The organism is Dietzia sp. ANT_WB102 (assembly GCF_008369165.1).
GTDB lineage: Bacteria > Actinomycetota > Actinomycetes > Mycobacteriales > Mycobacteriaceae > Dietzia.
Map to the genome: position 1 here is coordinate 448,929 of NZ_VOBA01000001.1, position 25,901 is coordinate 474,829.

Here is a 25,901-nt window from a genome sequence, read left to right on the forward strand (position 1 = left end):
GCATCCGCCACTTTCGAGGGCTGCTACGTCTCGTCTGTGTGGCTCCGGACCCGCCGCAGTGTGGCCACCAGGCGGGCGCCCTGGCTCAGGCCCACTTTCGGAAGATAGGAGCGACCCACCGCCACCCCGATCGCCGGGAGCGCCGCCGCATCGGGGTAGCACAGGTACAAGGGCCGGTAATCCGGGTCGAATTTGGACTTGAAGGCCAGAAGCGAGCGGAAGCCGTAGACGGGTTCGAGCGCTTCCCCGACGCGGTCCAGGACGGCGGATAGCGCCGAGGTGTCCCCTGCTGGTGTGCTTTTTGCGCCGCCGCCGGCACCACCGCCGTGCGCCAACGGCGCTCCGGACAAGCTGAGGAACTCCAGGCCCTCGTCTTTCGCCGCGATCGCTGCGGAGGCGATGAGGAACTCGGTGGTCGGCCGGAAGCCGCCGTTGCGGCGACGCATGAAGTCCAGGGTGAGGCCCACGAGCACGCCCCGGCGGTACACGGGGAGCCACGAGGTCACGCCGTGGACCACATCGTGGTTGTCGACAGCGAGGAGCAGGCGCACCTCGGGGTCGCGCAGCTCCTCGATCCCGCCGAGGGTGAAGCCCATCTCCGGCAAGCCCTTGTCTGCCACCCACTCCTCGGAGATCGCGATGATCTGTTGACGCAGCGCGAGCGGGACCCGGTCGAAAGAGGTCCACTCGGCCGTCACCTGCTCCTTCCGGGCCCGGTTGAGAGCGGTCCGGACGTCCTGGAATTTCTTTCCGGTGAAGGCCAGGTCGGGCAGCGGGATCACGGTCTCCTCCGCCACCTGCAACGACGACCACCCCGCCGCCCGGAGCGCCGTCTCAAGCCCGGCGTCGACCGAGTAGAAGCAGGGGGTCAGCCCCTGGAGTGCGCAGTGCTCGGCGAACTCGAGGGCCGCCGGACCGGCCTGATCAGCGGGTCCCACCGGTCCGGCGGTCGTCAGTGCGACCCCCCCCACCACCCGGAACGCTACTGCGGACAGTCCTTCCGGTGGGTGTCGTCGGGTGAACCAGTACTCGTTGCCCGACCAGGTCGTCATCCACGACATCGATGACCCGCCCGGCTGGTGCAGCAGTTCCCGGAGTCGGTCTTCCGACGCCGGGTCCTCGTCCGTCCGGCGGGCGCGCAGCAGGCGCCACAGCACCACGATGACGCCGCCCCAGACGACCACGCCGATCCATTCAAACAGGATCGTCGCCGCGTCCGAGACTGGGAGCAGGTCGGGATCGATCACTCCCAGGTAAGCGGGTGGGATGAGGCGGACCGGGTAGTCGCGCACGAGTTCCACGATCGATGGGTCCGAGAGCCCGGAGGCCGCCACCCCTTCGGTGACGATCACGCCGAGAACGACAAAGACGACGAGCCCCCCGAAGACCACGGCCGCTATCGACAGGGTCGCCCGGCGGACCGCCCGGGCACTCGCCCGTACCCGGAAGAACCGGCCGGTCACCAGCAGCGCGAGCAGGATTCCGGCGACGACGACGAGCGGGGACACCACCCACAGAGTGAGCGCGTGCGGGGCGGCTCCGAAGATCAACTGTCGCCGGCCGCGACCCGCCTCGATCGGCCCCCACAGGAGCAGGGCTGCCGATGCCGCGAGCTGCGCGCTGTACGCGGCGATAGTCCACCAGAGTGCGGCTCGTCGTCCGCGACGCAGTCCGTCCGCCAACACCAGGACGAGGAGCGTGGGCATGAGGGTGAGGGCGAGCGGGCCGACGCCGGTGAGCCGGAGCAGCTGGGTGGCATCCCAGCATTCGGTCCCGCCCGGGTCCATCGCGCACAGCTCCGCCGTCTGCGCCGGAGTGTAGGGAACTTCCCGGACGAGCTGGCTCAATGGGGCGAGGGGTCCGACTGCGCCCGAGGTGAGCGAGACCAGGACGGGTCCGAGCACGGTCGCCGCCACCACGAGGGCCAGCAGGGTGCGGGTCTCCCGGATCGAGCCGCCCAGCAGTGGCGTGTGGTGGGAGTCGCGGGTCAGGGCGGTACCCATGACCAGTCCGGCGAGCGCTGCGGACAACCGTATGGCGTCCTGTGGATGCCCGGCGAACAGAACGAGTGTGACGAGCACAGCGAGGACCACGGCGCGGATCCGGCGTCGCCAGAGGACCGACATCCTGGCCGTCGACGCCAGTAGGACGCCGAGGATCCACGGCAGTGGGTCGACCCACGAGTGGACGTGGGTGACTGACGCCCGCCAGGACCTCTCGGAGAGGAAGCCGACGAGCAGTCCGTACCCGATCCCGCCGACAACCCCCGCGATCTGGGCGGCGAGGGCGGCCGCGAGCATTCGGGTCCCACCCAGTAGACGCTCGGCGACCGGCCCCACGGCCAATAGCAGCAGAGACGCGGTGATGAGGTTTGCAATGCCGGACACGAAGACACCTGAGGTGACGACGGTCCAGACGTAACCGTGGCCGAGGGTCGCCCACCCCGCCGAGACCCGTTCGCCCACCCCCGGGTCCGGGCCGTGGGCTGCCGTCCCGGTAACCGCTGCGAGAACCCACAACAGAGCGAGCAACGCGAACGTATACGGCGAGTTCGTCCACGCCCGGGCCGTGTACCGGCGAGCAGTGGAGATGGCCCGCCTCACTGGATCAGCCCTGTCCGTTGGGCGAGCCAGGGCAGTTCGTGTTGAAGGCCTGCCGACCACACGGCGTAACTGTGGCCCCCGGGGAGCTCGCTGAGGTGGGCGTCGACCCCAGCCGCCAGTGCGGCCTTATAGAGCTCCCGGGCCGCCGGCCCGTACTCGGTGTCGGACGAGCCGTAAACGAACGCACCGGCGAGACCGGGGAACCGACGGGTCGCGAGGAGGTCGGCGGGATTGTGCTCGCGAAACGCCGCCTCGTCCCCGCCGAAGAACTGCTCGACCGTGGCGGGACGGGTTCCGATCGTCGGTTCGCCCTGCCCCGACATGTCCAGGAAGGTGGGAAAGATCTCCGGGTCGGACAGCGCCATCTGCAGGGCGCACGTCCCACCGAAGGACAGGCCGCCGATCGCCATCGCGTCGGGCCCCGTGGCCACCTGGAGGTTCTCATGGATCCAGGTGGGAACGTCCTTCGAGAGATAGGTCCGGGCATTGCCCTGAGTCGAATCGACGCACAGCGTGTTCCCGAGAGGCTCCCCGATCGGGTCGGCCACCACCACAACCGGGGAGAGCCCGGAATGACGCGCTGCGAACGCGTCCGCCACCACCGGCAACCGTCCCGACACCACCCAGTCCATCGGCTCCCCGGGCTGACCGGCCAGCAGTACCAGCACCGGCAACAAGGGCCGCGGCTCCGTGAAGTAGGCCGGGGGCAGGTAGATCTGCGCAGGTCGCGCCACGAAACCCGAGGTAGTGCCGGGTATCGACGCCTCGGTGATCGCGCCGCTCGTCGGCATGGTCGCTGGCGGGGTCCACACCGCCTCGAGCGGCGTGCCGGGCGGGAGGTCGCCGCCGATCGTCACCGGAACGGACCCGATGACGTCGGCGAGCGGAACGGTTCGGTAGTCCGAGATTCCGAGCACGGTGCCCACAGTGGGGAACTCGGCATACACACGGTTGACGTGGCCAGCGGCCCCCGCCACCACAGACAGGGCGGCGAGAACAGCGCCCACCACGAGCCACGGGCGACGGTGCCGACTCCCACCGGCGATCGCGACGCCCCCGAGTAAGACCGCGAGCACCCCCAGTGCGATCCACACGTACACGGTCCGCGGCAGCGAGTCGGGAAAGGGCTTGAACACCCTCTCTATGAGGACACCACTGATCACGGTGACAATCGCGACGGCGACAATGCAGGCCGGAATCGTGCGTGTCCACCAGCGGCGACGAGCGTCCCGGCTCGTACCTCCGGACTTGGATCCGATAACCACCACGCCCGTGAAGCCGGCCAACACCAGCACCCACACGGTCAGCAACGCCGGCGTGCCCAGAAGCGAACTTCCGAGCACCTCCTTGACTGTCATGATGGGCTGCGTCTCGATCGGATGCGCCCCAGGACGAGCACGACCACCGACACCCACAGCACGGACGCGCTCCATCCCCCGAGGACGTCGCTCGGATAGTGCACACCCAGGTACACCCGTGAGACCCCGACGGCCAACACGTACATCACCCCCGCCGTGACTGCCGCCCACCTCCACCGCGTGCTCCATGCGAGGACCACCAGCGCTACCGCCAGCGACATGGTCGCCATCGCGTGACCGCTCGGGAACGAGTAGGAGTTTTCCCCGACCAGCGGTTCCCACACGTCAGGGCGTGCCCGCCGAAAGACCGCCTTGAGCACGGTGTTGACCACCGTCGACCCGAGGACCGCTGCCGCCAGCAGCGTGGCGCCCTCTCGGGACCCGCGCCACCACAGCGCCGCGGCCATCGCGGTCGCGGCGATGGGGACCACGACGAGACCTCCGAGCTGTGTCGCCGCTTCCATCACCGCAGTCAGCCAGGGAGTCGACACGGCGTGGAGCCACAGCATCACGGGCCGGTCGAAAGGAAGGGCACGTTGCGCCGCCACCGATGCTGCGAGGAGCGCGAAGAGGACTAGGGGCAGAAGGAGGAGCCAGGCAGCGGAAGTCCTTGCATCCGCACCCCGCAAAAATCGACGACGGTCAGGGGCAACGTCCGGCGACGAGCCGGCCTCGTGAGACTGCACAGCTGAGAGCCTAGGAAGACTTGCTGAGACTGCGCGGAGAGACCGCGCTTTGTGCAGAGCGAGCCACCCTTGTTCGGTGACCTATTTGCCGCCGTTCATCGATGCGACTGCGCTCCGGAAGTGTTCGAGAAAACTCTTGAGGAGCACGATGAGCTCCTCCGCGGCGTCGTCTCCCATGGCCTCGAGGGCGGTGGCGTACACCCCCATCGAGAGGCTGGACACCTCGTCATACGTGCGCTTGCCGTCCACGGTCCGGTTGATGTCGTACGCCGTGCCCCCCGGCCTGCGGGCCCGCTCGAGCAGTCCCGCACCGACAGCGGCATTGACCTGCCGGTTGACTGTGGACTGCTCCAGTCCCAACTCGTCGGCGATCGCCCTGAGCGTGCGGGCGCGACCATCGTCGAACAGCCAGAGAAGCCGGAGGTCCGCTGTGCCGAGGCGTTGGGCCCCCTCCAGCGTGCGGCGCTCCTTGTCCAGCCGCGTGAGGGTTGACGCCAAGCGACGCTCTCGCGGAGCGTTTCCGCCACCCCACCCGGTGGGATCGTCCGCGCTCATGTGTGGCCTCCTCCAGCGTCGACTTGCCCAGCCGACAAGCGATATGTACTGTACACAAAACTTGAAATGCATGTTACATACACACGCTTGGGCACCCTTGCGATCGGAAGGATCTATGAGAGAAGCAGTCGTCCAGAAAAGGCCCCCGGCCGCGCCGATCCTCATCGTGCTGGTGCTCGGCTTCTCGAGCATGTGCGCGGCACTGATGCAGTCGCTGGTCATCCCCATCCAGCCCGAACTGCCGCGACTGCTGAGCACAGACCCCAGTAACTCCGCCTGGGTGGTGACGGCCACCCTGCTCGCCGGGGGTGTGGCGATGCCCGTCGCCGGGAGACTGGCCGATATCCGCGGCCGTAAGCCTGTCCTGGTCGCCTCGGCGCTGCTCATGCTCGCCGGGTCGATCATCTGTGCCCTCTCGTCGTCACTCGTCCCCGTCCTCGTGGGACGCGTCCTCCAGGGCTTCGCGATGGGGTACATTCCCGTCGCCATCAGCTTTGTGCGCGAGACCGTGCCGATGTCCATGCGGAACTCCGCGGTCGCGGGCATCAGTGCCACCCTCGGGGTGGGCGGGGCACTCGGATTGCCGCTCGCTGCCTGGATCGCCGAGGACTACGACTGGCACGTCCTGTTCTGGGTGGCCAGTGCACTCGCCGCCGCGATGGTCGTTCTCACCGTCGTCGTCGTTCCCTACTACCCGACTGCCGACGACTCACGTTTCGACCCCATCGGCGCCCTCGGCCTGGCCGTCGGCGTGGTGGCCGTCCTCGGCGGCAGCTCCAAGGGCAGCGATTGGGGCTGGGCGTCCCCCGCCACGCTCGGTGCCGTCATCGGCGGTGTCATCGTCCTGGTGGCGTGGGGGTTCTACGAGACCCGCCACCCGGACCCCCTCGTGGACCTGCGCACCACCGCCCGCCGCCCCATCCTGTTAACCAACATCGCGGCCGTGCTCATAGGTTTCGGCATGATGGCGCAGTCGATCGTCGTGCCACAGCTGCTGCAGCTGCCCGAATCGACCGGCTACGGGCTGGGCCAGTCCATGCTCCGGGCCGGACTGTGGATGGCACCCGCCGGGCTGATGATGCTCCTGTTCACCCCGGTCTCGAGCCGCATGCTCACCCGCTTCGGAGGCCGCGTCACCCTGGCCGTCGGCGCCGCGGTGATCGCCATCGGCTATCTCTCCGCAGCCGCCTTCGCCGCCGAGCCGTGGCAGTTGCTCGTCGCGACCTGTATCGCCTGCGCCGGAGTGGGCATCGGTTACGCCGCCATGCCCACCCTGATCATGGAAAACTGCCCCGCAAACGAGGCGGGCTCAGGCGTCGGCGTCAACGCGCTGATGCGCTCGATGGGCACCACCATCGCAGGGGCGGTCATGGCGCTGGTGCTGACCAGTCGTCTCGCCGACCTGGGCGGCGACGTGAAGGTTCCCGCCGAGGAGATGTTCCAACTGTGCTTCCTCCTGGGCGCCGGAGCAGCGGTCGCCGGCGCGCTGGTGGTACTGCTCATCCCGCGTACCCCGGCGAGTGCCGAGGTCGAGGCTCCGTCGGACGCCTCCGTCGGGGAGCTCGCCGCTGTCCGTTGACAGCCACCGGACCCGGCCCGAACCGGTGACACTCCCCGGTCAGGGGCGATAAGCTCGCGGTGCCGGCGGGCCGGCCCGGTCCGTCGGGGACGAGTACTCCCCTAGAACGCGGAGGCGTCATGCCCGCCCGGACCACCACTGTCGCGCGACATATCATCGACACCCTCGCCGAGTCCGGGGTCAGCCGCATCTACGGCGTACCCGGGGATTCGCTCAACGGCGTCACCGACGCCATCATGCAGAACGCTGGCCTGGACTGGGTCGTCACCCGTCACGAGGAGGCGGCCGCCTTCGCCGCCACGGCGGAGGCGGCGCTGACCGGCGAGCTCGCGGTGTGCGCCGGCTCCTGCGGTCCGGGAAATCTCCACCTCATCAACGGCCTCTTCGATGCCCAGCGCTCGAGAGTGCCCGTCCTGGCCATCGCCGCCCACATCCCCACGGAGGAGATCGGTTCCGGCTACTTCCAGGAGACGCATCCGCAGGACCTCTTCCGCGAGTGCAGCGTCTACGTCGAGCACGTCTCCTCCCCCGCGCAGATGCCCCGGATGCTGCGGATCGCGATGCGTGCGGCCGTCGAGCAGCGCGGCGTCGCCGTGCTCGTGCTCCCCGGCGATGTGGCGCTCGAGGAGATCACTGCCGAGGTGGCTGCGATCACGCCCACGTCCAGCACGGTGATCCCGACCGATGAGGAACTTCGTCGCGCCGTCGCCGTGCTCGACGAATGCGAGGACGTGACGATCCTCGCCGGTGCCGGGTGTGCCGGCGCCCATGCCGAACTGGTGGGGATCGCCGAAGTGCTCAAGGCACCGATCGTCCACGCGATGCGCGGAAAGGAATGGGTCGCGTTCGACAATCCCTACGACGTCGGCATGACCGGATTGCTCGGGTACGCCTCCGGGTACCGCGCCATGATGTCCGCCGAGACCCTGCTGGTACTCGGATCGGACCTGCCCTACCAGCAGTTTTATCCGGACGCCACGGTCATACAAGTAGACATCCGTGGCGAACAGATCGGCCGCCGCACCCACGTGGACGTCCCCCTTGTCGGCGGGGTCGCCGAGACCGTCCGCGCGCTCCTGCCGATGCTCCGAACCCACGAGCACCGATCTCACCTCGACGACGCCGTCAAGCACTACGCCTCCACTCGGCGCAGGCTCGACGACCTCGCCACACCCTCGAAGCGGACCATTCACCCGCAATACCTCACGCGACTCCTCGACGAGGGCGCGAGCGAGGACGCGGTGTTCCTGCCCGACGTCGGGAGTCCGGTGATCTGGGCCGCTCGATACCTGACCATGAACGGGCGGCGGCGGATCATCGGCTCGTTCACCCACGGATCCATGGCCAACGCCCTCTCACAGGGCATCGGCGCACAGATGGCCGCACCCGGCAGGCAGGTGATCGCCCTGTGCGGCGACGGTGGCCTCGCCATGCTGATGGGTGAGCTACTCACCGTGGTCCAGCACGAATTGCCGATCAAGATCGTGGTCTTCAACAACTCCTCGTACAACTTCGTCGAGGTGGAGATGAAGTCGGACGGGTTCGTCAACTTCGGCACCGACCTGACCAACCCCGACTTCTCCCGGGTCGCCGACGCCGTCGGCATCAGGGGGATCCGGGTTGAGCAGTCCGAGGACCTGCCCCGGGCCGTCCAAGAATTTCTCTCCCACGACGGGCCGGCACTGCTCGACGTGGTCGTCGAACGGCAAGAGCTGACAATCCCACCCACCATCAGTGCAGCGCAGGCCAAGGGATTCACCCTCTACTCGCTGCGGACCGTCCTGTCCGGACGCGGGGACGAACTCCTGGACTTGGCCAGAGCCAATCTGCGGCAGTTGTTCTAAGCGGGCCTGGGGACGTGAGCGGGCGGGATCAGGGCGCGCACCGGCAGCGGAACTCGAGCGTCTCGACCAGGCGAATCAGGACCACTTTCCGCGGGTGTACTGCGGCGGGTACGGCGCCTGCCGCCAGTCGAGGCCGAGTTCGGCGGCCGCACGCAGTGGCCAGGCGGGCTCACGCAGCGCGACCCGGCCGAGAAATACCACGTCGGCGCGCTCGTCCACCAACAGCTGCTCGGCGTACTGCGGGTCGCTGATCAGGCCCACCGCGCCAGCCAGCACGGCGCCGGACGATCTCACCGCCTCGGTCAGCGGCACCTGGTAACCCTGCTCCAGCTCGACCGGTGGCCGATCGGGCGTGTTGGCGGAGGAGGAGACGTCCACCAGGTCGACCCCGTGTTCGGCGAGCCGCCCGGCCAGCCAGCTCGAATCCTCCGGCGTCCAGCCGCCGGGCACCCAGTCCGTCGCCGAGATGCGGACGAACAGCGGTTTGCCCTCCGGCCACACCTGCCGCACGGCGTCGCAGATGTCCAGCAGCAGCCGCACCCGGTTCTCCCGCGAGCCGCCGTACTCGTCGGTGCGCTCGTTGGACAGCGGCGAGTAGAACTCGTGGATGAGGTAGCCGTGGGCGGCGTGGATCTCCACCACGTCGAATCCGGCCTGGTCGGCGCGGCGCGCGGCGTCGGCGAAGGCGGCCACCACGTCACGGATCCCGTCGAGGGTCAGCGCCTCCGGGGTAGCCATGTCGCCGAACGGGATCGCCGAGGGCGCGACCGTGGGCCAGCCGCCCTCCTCGACCGGCATCGAGCCGTCGGGATAACCGGGCCACGCCCGGTAGGCGGATGCCTTCCTCCCCGCGTGCGCCAGCTGGATGCCGATCACCGACCCCTGTGAGTGCACGAAATCCACGATCGGAGCCCACGCGTCGCGCTGCGTGTCGTTCCACAACCCGGCGTCCTCCGGGCTGATCCGGCCCTCCGGAACCACGGCCGACGCCTCGGCGAGGATCAGCCCGAACCCGCCCTGCGCCCGGGCACCCAGGTGCACGAGATGCCACGGCGTCGGCACGCCGTCGCGGTCCTCGCACGAGTACTGGCACATCGGCGAGAGCCAGGCCCGGTTCCGGATCTCGAGGTCGCGGATACGGATCGGTTCGAAGAGCATCGCCATGCCTGCGATTAAACCTTGACCGGGGCCGTCGGCGATGGGCCGACTACCGTGGGCGGCATGACTGACGCGCCCACCGGACAGCACCAGACCACCGAGCCGCAGCTCACGCACCTCGACTCCGAGGGCCGCGTCCGCATGGTCGATGTCGGGGACAAGGCCGTCACCACCCGCACTGCCACGGCCGAGGGGACCTTCCGCACCCGCCCCGAGGTCGTGACGATGGTCGCCGGCGACGCACTGGGCAAAGCCGACGTCCTGGCCACCGCTCGCCTAGCCGGGATCGGCGCCGCCAAGAGGACGTCCGAACTCATCCCGCTGTGCCACCAGATTCCACTGAATTCGGTCAAGGTGCATTTCGACCTCGACGATGAGGCCGGCGAGATCCACGTGCAGGCCACCGCAAAGACGACGGGCAGGACGGGCGTCGAGATGGAGGCGCTCACGGCCGTCTCGGTGGCCGGGCTGACTCTGCACGACATGGTCAAGGCGGTCGACCCGCTCGCCACCATGGACGGGGTCCGCCTCGCCGCCAAGACGGGCGGCAAGCGGGGTGACTGGACCCGGGATTCCGACGACGAGACGACCGACCTCCCGTCCGACCACGCCGCGCTCGATTCTGACCGAAGTGGCGTCGTCGTCGTCTCGTCCACGGCCGCTGCCCGCGGCGAGCGGGAGGACACGACCGGGCCCGCCATCGAGTCATGGCTCCTCGAGCGCGGCTTCTCTCCGGTCGAGGTGCATGTGGTGGCCGACGCTGACATCGCCAGCGCGATCACCGAGCACGTGCGCCGCTCCCCTGCGGTGTTGCTCACCACCGGCGGCACCGGTGTCGCCGCCGACGACCGCACCCCCGAGGCCACGGCCCCGCACCTGGAGCTCGCGTTGCCGGGTGTCGCAGAGGCCATGCGCGCCCGAGGGCTGGCGGCCACGCCGACGGCAGCGATGAGTCGCGGCCTCGCGGGCTTCGCCGGACGTACGCTGGTGGCGAACCTGCCGGGCTCGACGGGCGGGGTCCGCGACGGGTTGGCGGTCCTCGACGACCTGCTCGAGCACCTGCTCGACGTCCACGCACACGGCGGGAGCCACTAGCCGGAGCCCCATCCGAGAGGAACGCACCATGACCGTCTCCAGTCCACTCGTGGACATCACCGACCGGGTGATCGACCCACGCGAGGTCGAGAAGGCCGTGTGGACCAGCGCCGACGGGGCGATGGTGACGTTCTCCGGCGTGGTGCGCGACCACGACGGCGGCCGCGAGGTCCTTGACATCGAGTACTCGGCCCATCCCACGGCCCGCGACACGCTCGCCCGACTGTGTGACCAGGTTGCGGCCGAGCACACGTCCCCCGCTACGGCCGACGGCGAACCCGCCGATCCCCGGCGCACGGTCCGCGTCTCCGCCGTCCACCGCGTGGGCGTGCTGCCGGTGGGCGAGGTCGCGGTGGTCGTGGTCGCCGTGGCGCCGCACCGGGCCGAGGCGTTCGCGGCGTGTTCGGAGCTCATCGAGCGTCTCAAGCACGGGGTGCCCATCTGGAAGCGGCAACGGTTTACCGACGGCGTCTCCGAATGGGTGGGCGTCGGTGACTGCTGACCGCCGCCGCGCTACCTCCTTCCCTGCTCGCTCCATCAGAGCCCGTTGAGTCACTCCGCGCAGCGTTCTCCCAGCAGAGGTGGCCGGACCCGCTGACAGGGTGACTACACACCAGGGCAGCACCCGCGATCGGCCCAGCCGGTCCCGATCAGCCCAGCCGGGTGCCCACCCACTCCGCCAGGATCCGCGCGCAGGCGTCGACACCCTCTACCCACGTGGTACCCGCGGACTCGTCGGCGGAATCCGAGACGTGCTTGACCAGCCGTGTGGGGACCCCCAGCATCGCTCCCGCCGCGGCCACCGCGTACCCCTCCATGTCCACCAGGTCCGCGATGCCGGCCAGGCGGTTTCGTACCGGGCCGCCAGCGACGAAGCTGTCCCCGGTCGCGAGCACGGGCGCAGCCGATCCGCCGGGCCTCGACGGCGCGGCGGCGGGCTCGGGGGTCACCGCCCGCGTGGCGGACAGGGCCAGCGGCGGGCCGTCGTGCCGACCGGTGACAGCGTGCAGGGCGGGGTCGTCGAAGTCGTGCTGGAACACGGTCGCGATCTCGTGCGTGCCCTCCATGCCCGGGTGCAGCCCGCCGGCGGTGCCCACGTTGACCAGCTCGCGGGGGCGCACTCCGCCGCCGAGGGCGTGCGCGACGGCCACGGCCGCGCGCACCTTGCCCACGCCGGTGACGAGGACCGGGAAGTCGGTGACGAAGTGCCGCGCCTCCTGCTCCAGTGCGACGACGACGAGCGGGTGAGCAGGATCCACGGTTCCGATGAGTTCCACGCGCCATACGGTAGCGGGCGCGCGATAACCCGCAGATCAGCCGGTGGGCGGGACCCACCAGCGTCGCTCGTGCGCGCCCAGCGGAAGCCGGGCCACCACCTCGTGGCGGGCCCGGCCGCGGGGCCCCTCCCCGAGGAACGAGTCGACGAGCGCGATCTCAGAGACCTCCCAGTTGCTGCTCGAGAACGTGTCGAGCACCCGCAGCCATGCGGTGGCGTCGTCACGGCCGGACAATCGGGCGAGGGTGAGATGCGGACGAAACCGGGCACCGTCCGGGACGCAGCCCGAGGCATTCGCGGCAGACCGTGCGCCCGCGGCGAGGGCGTTGAGTGGCCGCTGGTCAGACTGGTCGACCCCCGCCCACAGCACCTTGGCCCGCTCGACCGACGGGAACGCCCCGGCACCGGCGAGTCGCAGCCCGAACGGTTCGTGCTTGCGGGCGACCGCCTCCAGCCGCTCGGTCAGCTCGTCAATGCGCCAGTCGTCCACATCGGGGCAAAACGTCAGCGTGAGGTGCCACTGGGCGGGGTTGGTCCACGCCAGACCAGGTCGCGGCTCGAGGAACCGCTCCATCTCCTCGCGTACGTTCTCCGGCGGTATCACCGCAACGAACATCCGGTGTCCCATCACCCCACCGTGGCCCACCACGCGCCGAGCCACAAGCCCACAGTGGCGACGGCAACCGTAGAGACCATCGTGCCCACCGCATAGGCCAGTGCCATGCCGACCCGCCCGTCCCGGGACAGGCGCAGGGTGTCATAGCTGGCGGTGGAGAAGGTTGTGTAGCCGCCGAGGAGGCCGGTGCCGATCATGGTGACGGGCAGCGACTGCCCCTCGGCCTCGCCGCCCGCGTACACCCACCCGATGAGCAGCGCGAGGGCAAGGGAGCCCGACACGTTGATGAGGAACGTCGCCAGGGGGAACGTGCGCCGCCAGCGCGACGACACCGCCACGTCCACCGCGTACCGCAGCGCCGCGCCGGCGCCGCCCCCGAGTGCGATCCACCCGGCCAGCAGGACGTCATCCCAACCCACGGGTGCGAAGGTCATGATCGCGCGACCGCCCGCACCCCGCTCGGTCGCCGCCGGGACGCCAGCACGATCCCGAGCAGCGTGGCCACGGCGCCCGCTGCCAGCGTGATGGCACCGTACGCAACCGCGACGGGGACTTCGCCTTGCTGCAGGAGCGTGGCGGCCTGCAGCGCGATGAGCGAGTAGGTGGTGAACCCGCCGCAGAATCCGGTGCCGAACAGCAGTCGCAGCCCTCGTCGTCGTCTACCAGAACCGTTTCCACCATCGGCGAGCCGAGTCGACAGGTACCCGAGCGCGAACGCCCCCACAATGTTGACGGCCAGGGTCGAGGCGAGCGCCGGATCGGGGACGACCAGGGACACCACGACGCGCGCGTAGGTCCCGGCGGCCCCACCGAGGGCGACCAGGGCGACGGCGGCGGGGAACCTCACGTCGACAGTCCGGCCTCCAGTGCGGCGACGAGCCCATCGCGGTCGCCGGTGATCTCCAGGCCCGCGGCGTCGGTGCCGACGCGGCCCCACAGCAGCAGGGCAAGTGTCTCCGGAGGTCCTGCAACCTCGACCCCATCGGTCCCGTCCGAACCGGGAAGCTGCCATTCCAGCCCGCCGAGGGCTGTCGCGCCAACCGGCTCGGCGCCGGCGGCGAGACCGACCGCAGCCGATCCCTCCGGGGCATGGGGGATGCCGCGCAGGCGGATCGTCACCGCGAGCGGCGGCACGTGGTCTGCCATGTGCGGGCGCATGACGGTGCAGAACTCGTCGACGGTGTCGACCGCGACGTCCTCCGACACCGGCGTGGTCGCGGCGGGACCGTGGAGGGAGTTCTCGATGTCCCAGCGGTGGACCAGGGTCTCGTGCAGCTGGCGCCGCAGCCAAAAGTCGGCGCGGCCCGGGCCGGAGAAGGTCCAGGCGGGATCGCCGGGGTCGGTGTCGGTGAACGTCCCGAGCATCTCGGCAGCGAGACCCGCGTACCAGTCGGTGAGTGCGGCGATGCCCTCGGACGCGGGTGGCGCGGACCGTGTCACCGCACTCATCCCGCGGGTCCGCTCGTCGGGCGTGGCCTCGCGGACGGTGGCCCCGCTCCACCAGTTGACGGTGCCGAGGTGGACCACCAGGTCGCGGATGGTCCAGCCCGGGCACGAGGTCACCGGGGCGGTGAGGTCCGCGCCCCCGCCCAGCGCGAACCGCACCAGCCCGACCTGCGCCTCGAGGGCGTCGAGCATTCTGGCGTGGCCGAGCCGGGCGGTCATACGCGGGTGGCCTTCTGGGAGTCCCCGCCCGGGCCGCGCCGGGTGAAGTCGATCTGGCGCCCGGCGTTGGAGACGGCCACCACGGTGCCGGTCGCGAACACGCCCTCGCGGTCGAACAGCGAGGCGGTGCCGACGGCGACGCCGTCCACGCTGATGTGCTCGTCGGCTTCGATACCCAGGTCACGCGACTGGGGCAGTCGGGCCAGCGCGACGGTGAGGTCTGCGTTGATGAAGCCGATCCCCTCGTCGCCCCAGTGCGCCATGAGGCTCGTGGACTCCGCCAGCGTCGCTGCGCGCTGGAACGGCGTCGAGCTCTCGCCCACGATCACGTCGAGGGGTTGCTGCCAGAACCGTTTGCGCTGGTCGTTCTGGTGTAGGCCCATCTCCCGGTCCCACGAGTCCGGGTCGTCACCGCTACCGAAGTGGACGTTGGACCCGGGCCCATCCGCCGAGGTGCCGGCCCCCGCCGGCGGATGAACTCGCCGGCCCGACCGCCAGATCCGGCCTGGTGGCTGCTCGCCGCGGCGTAACTGCACGAGGGTCGCCCGGGCGACCGCCTTCCCACCCTGGCTCAGCTGGACGTCGGCCACCCGGATGCGGTTCCCGGCGCGGACTTCCTCGGTGTGCGCCACCAGCGGTTCGTTGCGCACCGGGGCGAACAGGTCCACCGTGAGGCGGGCGGGTTGGAAACCCTCTGCGCCGTGCTCGGCCTCGAGAGCCCGTGCGGCCGCCGCCACCACGGCCGGGCCGTTGACCATGCTGTCTGACCAGGCGCTGCGCGCGAAGATGGTGGGGACGTAGGCCCCGGTGTCGTCGACGGTGAAGAAGGCGCGTTCGCTCATCGGGCCACCCCGTCCGTGCCAGTGGCACCGTGCCGCGCGGCGCCGCCCGCCGACCCGGCCGCCCACGACCGCAGAATCGCCGCGAGCTGCGTCTCGAAGTATTGCTCGGCGCTGGGCGAGGATCGCCACACGCTCAACTCCAGCGACACCACCCCGTGCAACGACGCCCAGATTGTCGTGGCGGTCTCGTGCACGTCGCCGGACCGGAACACGCCCTCGTCCACAGCTGCGTCGACCACCTCGAGCAGCGGTTCCCGCCACAGCGCGTCGACGGTACCGGCCCGCGGCGTACGGACGGGCTCCCCCACGACCAGCCCGTACAGCCCCTCGTTCTCCAGCGCCCACCGCCGGTACGTCCGGCACAGTGACCGCATATCACTCTCGACGCTGTCGTAGCGAAGGGAGTCGCGCAGCGCCGCGGCGAGCTGCTGGTCGGCCTCGACCGCGACGGCCGCGAGGAGTCCGGTCTTGCCGCCGAACATCGTGTAGATGGCTGTCGTGGACGTGCCCTGGGAGGCCGCGAGCGGCCGCAGGCCCAGCGTCTCCGGTGCCGCGTCCCGGAGCCGTCGCGTGGCCTCGTCGAGGATCCCCCGGCGCAGCGTCTCGTCGTACTGGGCGTGGTGAGGGGCGCGGGTGGCCGCGCGCGGCGAGGTTGGGGTCACCCCGGCAGGGTACGACGTCGACGACGACATCAGCGTCATAGCGGCGTGGCGTGTCGTGGCAGACACCGTGATACCGACGTCGCGACCCCGCAATGACGCCTTCGGACCCGCACCGGCGCGGTGCACTGCACACGCCGTGGTAACGGTGTCCCATCTCCTGTGACGGTGTTCCGGGCGGGTGAACACCGCGACTCTCCGCGGTTACTGTGAACCCATGACGTCACAGAACCTGCCCTCCCTGAGCCGCCACGAGTCCGTCTTCGTCCTCCGCTTCTCCGACCCGGAGGATCCGGCCGAGGCGCCCGACAACACCTTCTCGCCCGAGTTCCTCGACGCGCTCGGCGCCGCGCTCGACGAGGTCGAGGCGGCCGAGGGGCCGGCTGCGCTCGTCACCACGGGGGCTGGGAAGTTCTACTCCAACGGACTCGATCTGGGGATCGTCGGTTCGGATCCCGAGGGGCTGCCGGCGTACGTCTCCCGCGTTCAGCGGGTCCTCGCCCGCGTGCTGCGGCTCGATCTGCCGACGGTCGCCGCGGTCAACGGGCACGCATTCGGCGCCGGGGCGATGCTCGCAGTGAGCCATGACCACCGTCTGATGCGCGCGGACCGCGGCTTCTGGAACCTGCCCGAGGCGAAGCTGGGGATGCCGTTCCCGGCAGGGATGAACGCGCTCATCACCGGTCGGCTCAGTGCCCCGGTGGCGGCCACTGCGATGCTCACGTCCCGCCGGTACACCGCCGCCGACGCGGTATCCGCCGGGATCGTGCACGAGGCCGCTGACGCCGACACGGTGGTTGACCGGGCCGTGACGATTGCGGCAGAACTGGCCCCCCTGCGCGGCACGAACTACGCAGGAATCCGCGCGGGGCTCGTCGCGGGAATCCTGCCTCACCTGGACGAGCCCATCGATCGGCTCTGAACCGGGGCGGCTGCGTCCGCACCCGGACTCCCGGCAATAGGAAAGGCCCGCATCCCCTGGCCGGGAATGCGGGCCTTTCAGCGCGCGGTTCTCCTGAGCTCTACTCCGCTGCTCTCAGTACACGCCGCGCCCAGTACACGCCGACCTCAGTTGGCAGCAGCGTAGGCGTCCATGATGTCGCCCGGAATTCGGCCGCGGTCGGAGACCTCGTAGCCATTGTTACGGGCCCATTCGCGAATCGCCTTGGTATCACCCGAGGGCGACGACGACCGGGCCGACGCCCGACGTGCGGGTTTTGCCTTGCTGCTGGACACCCGATGACCGTTCTCGACGTAAGGCGCCATCACCTCGCGGAACTTCTCAGCATTCTCATCGCTGAGGTCGATCGTGTATTCCTTGCCGTCAAACGCGAACGAAATCGTATTGGCTACGCTTCCCAGATCCGTTCCGTCAAGGTCGTCGATGTACTGCACCTGGAACTGTTGAGCCATGTTTTCTTCTCCCTAGACCGACCCATTTCGCTAGTGGTAGTCATTATGCACAAACAACTCGACATATGCACATACATATATAGCTGAAAAGCTCTCGTGAATGTTTCCGCTGCTGACCTTTCGATATGTCTCACAGGTGTCAATAAACGATTGAACGGGAATTCTCGCGATATCTGCGAACAACCAGATCAACGATTTCCGGGTGCGCGCCGAGCGGAGGCGAGGTGATATCTCCGCCCGCCGCCGCCATCCGGTCCGCGAAGAATCCCGGGGCGAGCAGGTGGGTCGCCACCGCTATTCGCCGCCGCCCGTCCGCGCGGAACCGCTCGACCGCCTCGGCGACGGTCGGGCTCGCGGCGGATGCGAAACCCGAGGTCACCGGCACGCTGAGCAGGGCGGAGAGTTCCTCGGCCAGTGTCCTGGTCTCCGCGAGCGACGACTCGTCCTTACTCCCCGCGGCGCCCAGCACCACGGCATCGGCGCCGAATGCACCCACCGCGCCGGACTCGGCGAGCCGCTGCATCAGCGCCCGCACGACCTCCGGTGCGGCGCCCAGGTGCGGCGTCTGTGCGACCGGCCCGGGGGCGTCTCGGCAGGCCTGCCCGACGTCGTGAATGACGTGGAACCCGCGCGCGAGGAAAGCCGGGACCACGACCGTCGGTGCGCCGTCCGCGAGGACGCGGGCCGGACCGGGCGACTGCACGTCCACCCAGGCGAGCCGGCAGTCCACCTCTGGCAGTTGCTTGCGCGCCTCGAGTAGGACCCGTCCCAGGACCCGGCGGCCGGTGGCGGACCGGGTGCCGTGCGCAACCATCAGTAGGCGGGGGTTCTGCGTGGTGGTCCGACTCCGCGACATCCCGAGTGTGCTCACCCTTCCGAGCATGCCGCAATCCGCGTGCGGTCAGGCATCCGCTCGGCGACACTTGGTGCATGAACACAGGGCGGATGAACATATCGGGAGGGCGCCCTGAGGTGACCGTCGCCAACTGGGAGGCCGTGTACGACTTCTACGGGGCCGGACGGCGACGGGACGGCTTCACCAATCCGCTGCTCACCCTGGTCGACGCGATCTATCGGCCCCGGCTGCGGATCTCGCCCGAGATCGTCACCGAGTTGCACCGGCTCCACGATGACGGAGTCGGGATCGTTGTGGGGGCCAATCACCCGTCCGCGCATGATCCGACGGTGCTGGCGTCGGTACTGTTCGACAAGCGGGTCCGGTTCCTCTCCGGCGGCATGGGCCTGACCAAGGATCCGCTCTTCCGCGGCCCCCTCCGGCCGGTATTTGAGTACACGGGCACCGTGCCGGTCTTCCGCGCGAAGAACTACCAGGGCACGGCCTCGGAGATTCACGATGCTGCAGCCGCCCGCCTCATCGACGTGTGCGTGAACCGACTCGTCGACGGCGGCGTGGTGTTGACCTTCGTCGAGGGCACCAATTCCTCCGCCGACGATCTGCGCACCCTGCGACTCGACTCCGTGAAGAAGGGGATCGGGATGATGGTCAGCGGCGCCCGGGAGGCGGGAGCCAGGGTGGCGGTCCTGCCGGTGGGGCTCGTCTATCACGGGCGCGAGCGCGCCACACTCCCGCCGCGTCACGCCGTCGCCGCCGTCGGGACTCCCGTGCTGTGGGACTCCGGGCCCCCGCCCACGATCGACGAAGTGCGGCACGCGGTCCGGGACGGTATCGAGCACGCTCTCACCGACGCCTGGACGCGTGGAACCGGATAGCGGATAGGGCCACCTGATCCGGGCGAGGAGCCAGCCGCCGGTCAGACCACCCCGGGAACGACGTCGAACTCCACCCCGACAGCCTCGAGTTCGCGGGCCCGCGCAGCCAGGGAGGCCGCCGCCGCGATACGCACGACCCCGAGCCCCGCGGCGAATCGCGCTGCCACCAGTTCGGCTACGCGAGCGGCGGGCAGGTCGGGTCCGGTCTCGAGCACCTCGACGTCGTCGTCGAGCTCAGCCACGAGCCCGCGATCGGCCGCACCGTCCACGACCAGGACGTCCGCGGCGTGGACGAGTCGTCGCGCACGCACGGTGAGCAGGTCACCGTCACCGGTGCCCCCCACCAACGCCACCCACCCGGTGGCCGGCCGACGCCGCGCGCGCAGGCCCGCGGGAGCGGTGGCCAGCGAACGTGCCACGTGCCGCCCGACGCGCACGGACCGCCGGGGGTCGCCCGAGTCGACGGCGATGCGCACCAGGCCGGCGGGGGTCGCCACCGCCGTGCGCGCGGGCACCCGCACGGAGCCCAGAGCGGAGTCCCCGGCCGTGACGCACCAGATCCGGCGTTCGTCGCACAGCGCGGCTACCTGCGCGTCAACCCGGCGGTCGCCGGTGGCGACGTGCACCATCCAGGGAGTGTCCAAGTCCGCGGTGGTGAACGGCCTGACCACGACGACGAGCCGATCGCCGGCCCGCTCAGCAAGATCGGCCATGGCCGGGTCGACGTGCGGCGCCACGACACGCAGGTTCGCACCGGCCTCGAGAAAGGTCACCGCCCGGCGGGCCGAGACTGGCCCGGCCCCGACGAGCAGTACCTCGCGGCCCGCCAGCCCCACGGTGAGCGGAAGCCCGTCCAGCGCGGGGGCCGGAGCGGGGCCGGCGGACGCCGCCGAGAGTGCGGCGGTCACAAGTGGATTCCGCACTCGGTCTTGGACGAGCCCGCCCAGCGACCCGAGCGCGGGTCCGCCCCGGCCTCCACGCGGCGCGTGCAGGGCTCGCAGCCGATCGACGGGTAGCCGTCGTCAAGCAGTGGGTTGAGCAGGCAGCCGTGCTCGGCCGCGTAGTCGTGGACGCGCTGGAGTGTCCACGCGACCAGCGGATTGATCTTGACCATGGCGTGCTTCTCGTCCCACTCGACCATGGCCGCGCCCGCCCGGTGGTCGGTGTCCACACGGCGCAGGCCGGTGATCCACGCCTCGTACCCGGACAGGGCGGCGTCGAGCGGCTCCACTTTGCGGAGGCGGCAGCACAGCTCGGGGTCGGTGTCGTAGGGGCGCGGGCCGAGGGCGGCCTCATGCTCGGAGCGGCTTGCCGGGCTGCGCACGTCCACGACGTTGAGGCCGGGCGTCGCCGCGAGTGCGTCACGGACCCCGACGGTCTCGGAGAAGTGGTAGCTGGTGTCCAGGAACAGCACGTCCACGCCGGGGGCGTGGGGTGCGGTCATCTCGGGCACGACCGTGTTGGCCATGGAGCAGGCCACCGCGAGTGCGTCGCCGAAGGTCTCCCCGGCCCAGGCCAGGACCTCGGCCGGATCGATCTCGGAGTGATTGCCGTAGAGGCCACGGTCATCGAAGCGACGTCCCGCTTCCTCAGCGATGGCCTTGAGCTCTTCGGTGGTGCGGCGCCGGCCGGGGCCGGGGGTCAGGACGGTGCTGCGCGGCAGCAATTCGAGTCCGATGGCGGTCACACGAGCACCTCCTCGTCTGCTCGGTGAGCCCACGCTGCGAAAGTCTCGCCGGCGCTGCGGTCGTCGACGTAGCGGCGGATCACTCGCTCGACGTAGTCGGCGAGTTCCGCGGTGGGCACGCGCAGTCCTCGGACCGTCCGACCCAGGCCGCCTTCATCGCGGTGTGTCGACGCGAGCCCGCCGCCCAGGTGGACCTGGAAGCCGGGGGTGTCGCCGTCGAGCAGCTGACCCTTGAGTCCGATGTCGGCAGTCTGGATCCGAGCGCAGCTGTTGGGGCAACCGTTGAGGTGGATCGACACGGGGGTGTCGAGCGGAGCGTCGTCGGCGAATCGCTTTTCCAGCTCGTCGACTAGCGAGGCGGCCGAGTCCTTGGTGTCGACAAAGGCGAGCTTGCAGTACTCGATCCCGGTGCATGCCATGGTCCAGCGGCGGAAGGAGCTCGGCTTGGCATGAAGTCCGACCGCGGCGAGGCCCTCGACCAGCGCGTCGACCCGGTCCTCTTCGACGTCGAGCACGAGGACGCCCTGGTGGGGGGTGAAGCGGATGCGCTGCGAGCCGGCGGCCTCGGCGAGATCGGCGACCTTGGCCAGCACGTCTCCGCCGGCCCGGCCGACTGTCGTGGTGGCGCCCACGTAGTATCGGCCGTCCTTCTGCTCGAAGACGCCGATGTGGTCTCCGGGCTTTGTGGCCTTGGCGGGCGCCGGGCCATCCGGCAGTTCGCGTCCCAGATACTCGTCCTGCAGGACCTGGCGGAACTTCTCCACGCCCCAGTCCTTGACGAGGAACTTGAGGCGGTTGCGGGTGCGCTGGGCGCGATAACCGTAGTCGCGGAAGAGGCTCGTCACGCCGTGCCAGACATGGACAGCCTCGTCGGGGCGGACGAAGGTGCCGAGACGCAACGCCAGATGGGGGTTCGTGGACAGTCCGCCGCCGACCCACAGGTCGTATCCTGCGCCGAGTTCGGGGTGGACGACGCCGACGAACGCGATGTCGTTGATCTCGTGCACCACATCCAGGCTCGGATGCCCGGTGAACGCGGTCTTGTACTTGCGCGGCAGGTTGGAGAACTCGGGGCTGCCGATGTACCTGTCCTTGATCTCGGCGATCGCGGGGCTCGGGTCCACGATCTCGTCGGCCGAGATGCCCGCGACGGGGCTTCCCAGGACGACTCGCGGGCAGTCGCCGCACGCCTCCATCGTGGTCAGCCCGACCTCGTCAAAACGTCGCCAGATCTCCGGGACGTCCTCGATCCGGATCCAGTGGTACTGGATGTTCTGCCGGTCAGAGACGTCGGCCGAGTTGCGGGCGAATTCGGTCGACACCCCGGCCACCACTCGCAGCTGCTCGGTGCTCAACGCGCCACCGTCGATCCGTACGCGCATCATAAAGTACTCGTCCTGCAACTCGTCGGCCTCGAGCTTCGAGGTACGAGCGCCATCAATTCCCTGCTTACGCTGGGTATACAGGCCCATCCAGCGGAACCGTCCACTGAGATCGTCGGCTGGGATCGATGCGAAGCCCTCGCGAGAATAGACGTCGATGATGCGCTGCTTGACGTTTAGCGCGTCGTCCTCGGCCTTGAACACCTCGTTGTGATTCAGCTCGAGCTTGCCGTCAATCTTCCACTGGCCCTTGGGCTTGGGTGCGCGCACGGGGCGGGCGGGACTGGGGGCGGCTGCCGTGTCGGTCATGCCGCAGACGATAGTTCGTACAGACTGGTCTGTCTACACAGGGTCTCCTAATGCTCGCAGCTGAGCCCATCGCGGCCACAGGCCGACCGTCAGACCGCCAGTCAACCTAGAACGGTGGTGGGTCGATGAGTTCGTCGAGGTGGTCGTGGAGGAGGGTTCGGATGCCCTTTTCTATTTCGCTGTGGTGGGGTGTGTTGCGGGCCCACCAGCGACTGACGGTGTTGGGGCTGGTCTGGTTGGCTGCGGGGTCGTTGTTGCTCGTGCCTGAAGTGGGCGCGGGTGCGGTGCGGGCGTGTTCGGTGCGGGCGCGTTCGGTGCGGTGGCGGGTGGCGCGGCGGGACCAGAAGGTCGGCTCGGCGTCGGTGGGGTCGGTGTCGGTGGGGTCGGGGTTGCGGGGTTGTTGGCGTTGCCATGCCTGGGTCTCGGCATCGGCCTGCTCGCGCCGGTACTGCGCCAGCGGCCCGCAGGGGCGGGTGCGCATGGTGGAGCCGTCCGGGGTGGTCACGTGCAGGGTGCCGTCGGGCGCGAGGGTGTAGCTCCAGTCGGAGAATGTTTTGAACCGGTGATGGCGCCGGCACAGGCACACCAGGTTGCCTTCGACGGTGTGACCACCACGGTCGGGGTCGGCGTGGTTGAACGGGGCGGCATGGTCGAGGTCGCAGTGGTCGGCCGGCACCGCGCAGCCGGGATGGCGGCAGGTGCCATCGCGCAACCGGATCCGGCGGGCCAGCGCGGCGCCGGGCCGGTAGGTCAGGGCGGCCCGGGCATCGTCGGCGGCGCCGATACCGGGATCGAGGCGCTCGAGGCTGGCGCCGTCGCTGGCGGCGAGCAGGTCCAGCAACGCCTGCAGGGCGGCCTGACCGGTGCGGGTGAACTCCACCCGCACCCCACCCTCATCGCGGGCATCATTGCCGGTGGCGATGACGGTGACCTGCGGCCGCAACGGCACCAATCCCACACCAGCAGCACCGCCGGCGCCGGGTCGACCGGCAGCACTGGGGGGACCGGTGAGGCCGGTATCGCCACAGAGCAGGGACATCAGCGCATCCGCGCGACGCTCGGCCAGGGAATAGTCCTCGTCCTTGTCGCGGGCGGCGCCGTCGTCGCCGGCGGTGGCCGCATCAACGTTGGCGGCGGTGTTGGCCCGGGCTTGGGCGTCGGCGTACTTGTGGTCGGCCACGCGGTGGTCCAGCGCCTCGGCCAGCACGGCGGCCTCTTCGGTGGCCAGTGTCGCCGACACACTCGACATCCCGTCGATGCCTTTGTGGAACCGCACGCCCCGGGTGCGCGCGGCCTCCCGGCGGCGCAGGCGCAGACCGTCGGCGTCGTAGCGGGCGATGATCGCATCAACGTTGCCGCGGACCGCTTTCTCCCCCAACCGGATCCCGCCCTCGATCGCGGCGAGGTAATCCTCCACGACCTGCTGCTGCACCAACTCCAGCACGTCGACGTGGACGGTGGCCATCTGCGAGGCCAACACCTGCGCGGCACGCTGATCGAGCCGCCCCGCCGACAGCGCGGCCAGCACCGCCGGATACCGGGTATGCAGATCGAACGCGAAGGTGATCATCGCCTCGGCCCGCCTAGTCGAGACCGCCATCACCGCCACCACATACCCGACCGCCACCTCGACCGGATCGACCACCGCATGCCCGGGCCGACACTCACCCGCCCCCACCCCGGACTCCTCCTGACGCTGACACTGACGAAACAACTCGTAACAGGCCACCAACCGCTGCGCCGCCGCCCGATTCTCCGCCATCCACCCCGCACGCACCCCGGCCAACAAACTGGGCGACGAGGAGTCGGCGCCGTCACCGGACGAAGGCGGGCCCCCTGCCGCGCGGTCTGCGTTGCCGCCCATGCGCCCCCACCCCTTCACCTCTCGGTGGCGAATCAGTATCGAACTTGTGTTCTACATTACGCACACACATTCGAGCAGGCAAGGGTCAAAACCGGGCAACCACACGGTTCGATTTGACGACTGCCGATTGCACCGCTCGCCATTCACGCCGCAGCCGCCCGACGGCGTCACCTCACGCGCGGAGACGGGAAAACTCACAAATTGGTGGCTTTTCACCAACGGACGAATCTGCAGAGAATGGCTTAGTAAATGGCTTAAGTGACCTCTCGAAGTTGGCCTGCGGTAGTAAATCCCAGCCCCCCGCCGTAGCTTGTGAGACGTAGGTCACAGCGTGTGGCCAGCACTGTCGAAAGGAACTCACTATGTTCTCTGACTTCTGGGAAGGCTTAGCAATCGGATCGGCCAATCTTGCACCCGGCCCCTTCGGCTCAGCCGCAATCGACGGCCTGTTGAGGCTCCCGGCATACATTCTCGGAACCCTGAGCGGTGGCGCAGCGCTCTTCGGCTCCTGATCCGACTCGACTACACGGAACGCCGCGGTCGCGCACTCCAGGCGACCGCGGTGCTTCGCGCCTAGCCAAGGTCAGAGCCCGCAGAAGTCCAGCCAGGTGTCGACTTCGCGCCGGGCCTGCTCGCGCCCCAGGACATACGCCTCGGCGAGCCGGTCGACCCGCCGCTCGTAACTCCTGATCATCACCCGCTCCGGCCGGAAGACCAACGCATCCCCCGACTGCTCCAACGCCTCGATCTCGTCGAGAGTCTCGTTGTAGAGCGCCCACCGGTGCTGGAGTGCCTCCCCCACCGCAGGAAAACGGCGGAAGTAGGAACGATAGAACGGGGTAAGGCGACGGGGCGGGATCTTCCGGTACCCCTCAGGCTGGGTCAGCACTACGAGAAACTTCTCGAATCCCGCCTCACGAGCCGCCGACAGCGGGATCCCCCCGTCACGGCCCAGGGCCCCGTCCACGTAGTACTCGCCGTCGATCAACACGGGCGGCATCCACACCGGCATCGTCGACGACGACCGCACCATCCGCATGAGGTCGCCCATCGAGGCGACATCATCCTCCGTCCAGAAGACGGTCTCGCCGTCCGAACACCGGAACGTTCCGATCCGCGCAGCGGTACCGCTGGCGTCAAACGTCTCGAAGTCATATGGAAGCACCTGGTCCGGGAGTCCGGCCTGCTCGTAGATGTACTCGGCGTTGAAAAGCCCCTTGCCGCGAGCAAAACTGCGCCAGTCGCCGAAGTTCGGATCCCCCGCCATCTCCACAAAGCTCTTCCGCGCCCGCACGGCGTCGCGAGAAACATAGTTAGCGAGGTGGGACGCGCCCGCCGAGATCCCGGCGACCAGACCGGTGTGGATGCCCGCCTCGATCAAGGTCTCCACGACACCGGCAGTGTGCACCGCCCGCATCCCACCGCCCTCGAACAGCAGGGCGACGTCCGGCGCGGTCGGCACCAGCTCCGCCGACCGCACATCCGCCTGCGCCGCGCCCTGAGCGCCACTCGATCTCGTATCCGTCACACCCCCACCCTAGGAGCTTTGGTGGCATGCCCGCGCATCCATTACTACTGT

Annotated in this window: 26 protein-coding genes; 7 read left to right on the forward strand and 19 right to left on the reverse strand. The window is 69.4% G+C overall.

Features of this window, described 5'->3' with window-relative positions:
* Nucleotides 1-23: 23 nt before the first annotated feature.
* The 4 genes from FQ137_RS02000 to FQ137_RS02015 all read right to left on the reverse strand — a co-directional run bounded on the left by FQ137_RS02000 (nt 24) and on the right by FQ137_RS02015 (nt 5,202).
* Nucleotides 24-2,603: a bifunctional lysylphosphatidylglycerol flippase/synthetase MprF gene (locus FQ137_RS02000; protein WP_255583389.1), complete on the reverse strand. Its 2,580-nt coding sequence runs from the start codon at nt 2,601-2,603 to the stop codon at nt 24-26.
* Nucleotides 2,600-3,961: an alpha/beta hydrolase family protein gene (locus FQ137_RS02005; RefSeq protein WP_149290901.1), complete on the reverse strand. Its 1,362-nt coding sequence runs from the start codon at nt 3,959-3,961 to the stop codon at nt 2,600-2,602. The genes FQ137_RS02000 and FQ137_RS02005 overlap by 4 nt, the downstream gene beginning before the upstream one ends.
* The gene (locus FQ137_RS02010; protein ID WP_149290902.1) at nt 3,958-4,647 is read right to left on the reverse strand and encodes a phosphatase PAP2 family protein; all 690 of its coding nucleotides are present in this window, start codon (nt 4,645-4,647) and stop codon (nt 3,958-3,960) included. The genes FQ137_RS02005 and FQ137_RS02010 overlap by 4 nt, the downstream gene beginning before the upstream one ends.
* 81 nt (nt 4,648-4,728) lie before the next feature.
* Nucleotides 4,729-5,202 (reverse strand): MarR family transcriptional regulator, encoded by a 474-nt coding sequence (locus tag FQ137_RS02015; RefSeq protein ID WP_149290903.1) that lies wholly within the window; start codon nt 5,200-5,202, stop codon nt 4,729-4,731.
* Between the two features lie 115 nt (nt 5,203-5,317).
* Here FQ137_RS02015 and FQ137_RS02020 point away from each other — a divergent pair, with 115 nt between their 5' ends.
* Both FQ137_RS02020 and poxB read left to right on the forward strand, forming a co-directional pair.
* Complete coding sequence (locus FQ137_RS02020) at nt 5,318-6,781, forward strand: MFS transporter (RefSeq protein ID WP_149290904.1); 1,464 nt, start codon at nt 5,318-5,320, stop codon at nt 6,779-6,781.
* A 119-nt stretch (nt 6,782-6,900) separates the two neighbouring features.
* Nucleotides 6,901-8,625, forward strand: coding sequence for a ubiquinone-dependent pyruvate dehydrogenase (gene poxB / locus FQ137_RS02025; RefSeq protein ID WP_149290905.1), 1,725 nt, complete (start codon nt 6,901-6,903; stop codon nt 8,623-8,625).
* A gap of 75 nt (nt 8,626-8,700) precedes the next feature.
* On the opposite strand, the gene FQ137_RS02030 is transcribed toward poxB, so the two are convergent.
* Nucleotides 8,701-9,789, reverse strand: a complete 1,089-nt coding sequence (locus tag FQ137_RS02030) for an NADH:flavin oxidoreductase/NADH oxidase (RefSeq protein WP_149290906.1) — start codon at nt 9,787-9,789, stop codon at nt 8,701-8,703.
* 57 nt (nt 9,790-9,846) lie between these two features.
* Between FQ137_RS02030 and moaCB the strand changes: the two genes are divergently transcribed.
* Nucleotides 9,847-10,878, forward strand: coding sequence for a bifunctional molybdenum cofactor biosynthesis protein MoaC/MoaB (gene moaCB / locus FQ137_RS02035; protein ID WP_149290907.1), 1,032 nt, complete (start codon nt 9,847-9,849; stop codon nt 10,876-10,878).
* Between the two features lie 28 nt (nt 10,879-10,906).
* On the forward strand, nt 10,907-11,380 hold the full coding sequence (locus FQ137_RS02040) for a molybdenum cofactor biosynthesis protein MoaE (protein WP_149290908.1): 474 nt from the start codon (nt 10,907-10,909) through the stop codon (nt 11,378-11,380).
* Between the two features lie 148 nt (nt 11,381-11,528).
* Here FQ137_RS02040 and FQ137_RS02045 read toward each other — a convergent pair whose 3' ends face one another.
* Genes FQ137_RS02045 through FQ137_RS02075 form a run of 7 tightly spaced genes read right to left on the reverse strand, consistent with a single transcriptional unit; the run spans nt 11,529 to nt 15,939 of the window.
* Entirely contained in the window at nt 11,529-12,155 is a 627-nt protein-coding gene (locus FQ137_RS02045; protein ID WP_149290909.1) for a nucleosidase, read from the reverse strand.
* Nucleotides 12,156-12,191: 36 nt separating this feature from the next.
* The gene (gene thpR, locus FQ137_RS02050) at nt 12,192-12,782 is read right to left on the reverse strand and encodes an RNA 2',3'-cyclic phosphodiesterase (protein WP_149290910.1); all 591 of its coding nucleotides are present in this window, start codon (nt 12,780-12,782) and stop codon (nt 12,192-12,194) included.
* Nucleotides 12,782-13,204, reverse strand: coding sequence for a CrcB family protein (locus FQ137_RS02055; protein ID WP_149290911.1), 423 nt, complete (start codon nt 13,202-13,204; stop codon nt 12,782-12,784). Before FQ137_RS02055 ends, thpR begins: the two co-directional genes overlap by 1 nt.
* Nucleotides 13,201-13,617, reverse strand: a complete 417-nt coding sequence (locus FQ137_RS02060) for a CrcB family protein (RefSeq protein ID WP_149290912.1) — start codon at nt 13,615-13,617, stop codon at nt 13,201-13,203. Before FQ137_RS02060 ends, FQ137_RS02055 begins: the two co-directional genes overlap by 4 nt.
* Complete coding sequence (locus tag FQ137_RS02065; protein ID WP_149290913.1) at nt 13,614-14,435, reverse strand: maleylpyruvate isomerase family mycothiol-dependent enzyme; 822 nt, start codon at nt 14,433-14,435, stop codon at nt 13,614-13,616. The genes FQ137_RS02060 and FQ137_RS02065 overlap by 4 nt, the downstream gene beginning before the upstream one ends.
* Nucleotides 14,432-15,277, reverse strand: a complete 846-nt coding sequence (locus FQ137_RS02070; protein WP_149290914.1) for an acyl-CoA thioesterase domain-containing protein — start codon at nt 15,275-15,277, stop codon at nt 14,432-14,434. Before FQ137_RS02070 ends, FQ137_RS02065 begins: the two co-directional genes overlap by 4 nt.
* Complete coding sequence (locus FQ137_RS02075; RefSeq protein WP_255583398.1) at nt 15,274-15,939, reverse strand: TetR/AcrR family transcriptional regulator; 666 nt, start codon at nt 15,937-15,939, stop codon at nt 15,274-15,276. Before FQ137_RS02075 ends, FQ137_RS02070 begins: the two co-directional genes overlap by 4 nt.
* 214 nt (nt 15,940-16,153) lie before the next feature.
* Here FQ137_RS02075 and FQ137_RS02080 point away from each other — a divergent pair, with 214 nt between their 5' ends.
* Nucleotides 16,154-16,858, forward strand: a complete 705-nt coding sequence (locus FQ137_RS02080) for an enoyl-CoA hydratase/isomerase family protein (protein WP_255583399.1) — start codon at nt 16,154-16,156, stop codon at nt 16,856-16,858.
* A 146-nt stretch (nt 16,859-17,004) separates the two neighbouring features.
* Here FQ137_RS02080 and FQ137_RS02085 read toward each other — a convergent pair whose 3' ends face one another.
* Together FQ137_RS02085 and FQ137_RS02090 are read right to left on the reverse strand one after the other, a co-directional pair.
* Nucleotides 17,005-17,349 carry an Lsr2 family protein gene (locus FQ137_RS02085; protein WP_149290915.1) on the reverse strand — a complete coding sequence of 115 codons (345 nt, stop codon included), beginning with the start codon at nt 17,347-17,349 and terminating at the stop codon, nt 17,005-17,007.
* A gap of 139 nt (nt 17,350-17,488) precedes the next feature.
* Nucleotides 17,489-18,220, reverse strand: a complete 732-nt coding sequence (locus tag FQ137_RS02090; RefSeq protein ID WP_255583400.1) for a sirohydrochlorin chelatase — start codon at nt 18,218-18,220, stop codon at nt 17,489-17,491.
* Between the two features lie 74 nt (nt 18,221-18,294).
* Between FQ137_RS02090 and FQ137_RS02095 the strand changes: the two genes are divergently transcribed.
* Nucleotides 18,295-19,080 carry a 1-acyl-sn-glycerol-3-phosphate acyltransferase gene (locus FQ137_RS02095; protein WP_255583401.1) on the forward strand — a complete coding sequence of 262 codons (786 nt, stop codon included), beginning with the start codon at nt 18,295-18,297 and terminating at the stop codon, nt 19,078-19,080.
* Between the two features lie 41 nt (nt 19,081-19,121).
* On the opposite strand, the gene FQ137_RS02100 is transcribed toward FQ137_RS02095, so the two are convergent.
* The 4 genes from FQ137_RS02100 to FQ137_RS02115 form a co-directional block, all read right to left on the reverse strand.
* Nucleotides 19,122-19,988: an NAD(P)-dependent oxidoreductase gene (locus FQ137_RS02100; protein WP_149290916.1), complete on the reverse strand. Its 867-nt coding sequence runs from the start codon at nt 19,986-19,988 to the stop codon at nt 19,122-19,124.
* Nucleotides 19,985-20,767, reverse strand: coding sequence for a phosphoadenylyl-sulfate reductase (locus tag FQ137_RS02105; protein ID WP_149290917.1), 783 nt, complete (start codon nt 20,765-20,767; stop codon nt 19,985-19,987). The genes FQ137_RS02100 and FQ137_RS02105 overlap by 4 nt, the downstream gene beginning before the upstream one ends.
* Nucleotides 20,764-22,458 (reverse strand): nitrite/sulfite reductase, encoded by a 1,695-nt coding sequence (locus FQ137_RS02110; RefSeq protein ID WP_149290918.1) that lies wholly within the window; start codon nt 22,456-22,458, stop codon nt 20,764-20,766. The genes FQ137_RS02105 and FQ137_RS02110 overlap by 4 nt, the downstream gene beginning before the upstream one ends.
* Nucleotides 22,459-22,564: 106 nt before the next feature.
* Complete coding sequence (locus FQ137_RS02115) at nt 22,565-24,322, reverse strand: HNH endonuclease signature motif containing protein (protein WP_149290919.1); 1,758 nt, start codon at nt 24,320-24,322, stop codon at nt 22,565-22,567.
* Between the two features lie 362 nt (nt 24,323-24,684).
* On the opposite strand from FQ137_RS02115, the gene FQ137_RS15300 reads away from it, so the two are divergent.
* The gene (locus FQ137_RS15300) at nt 24,685-24,834 is read left to right on the forward strand and encodes a hypothetical protein (protein WP_188064729.1); all 150 of its coding nucleotides are present in this window, start codon (nt 24,685-24,687) and stop codon (nt 24,832-24,834) included.
* A 71-nt stretch (nt 24,835-24,905) separates the two neighbouring features.
* Here FQ137_RS15300 and FQ137_RS02120 read toward each other — a convergent pair whose 3' ends face one another.
* Nucleotides 24,906-25,850, reverse strand: coding sequence for a patatin family protein (locus tag FQ137_RS02120; RefSeq protein WP_255583402.1), 945 nt, complete (start codon nt 25,848-25,850; stop codon nt 24,906-24,908).
* Nucleotides 25,851-25,901 lie beyond the last annotated feature (51 nt).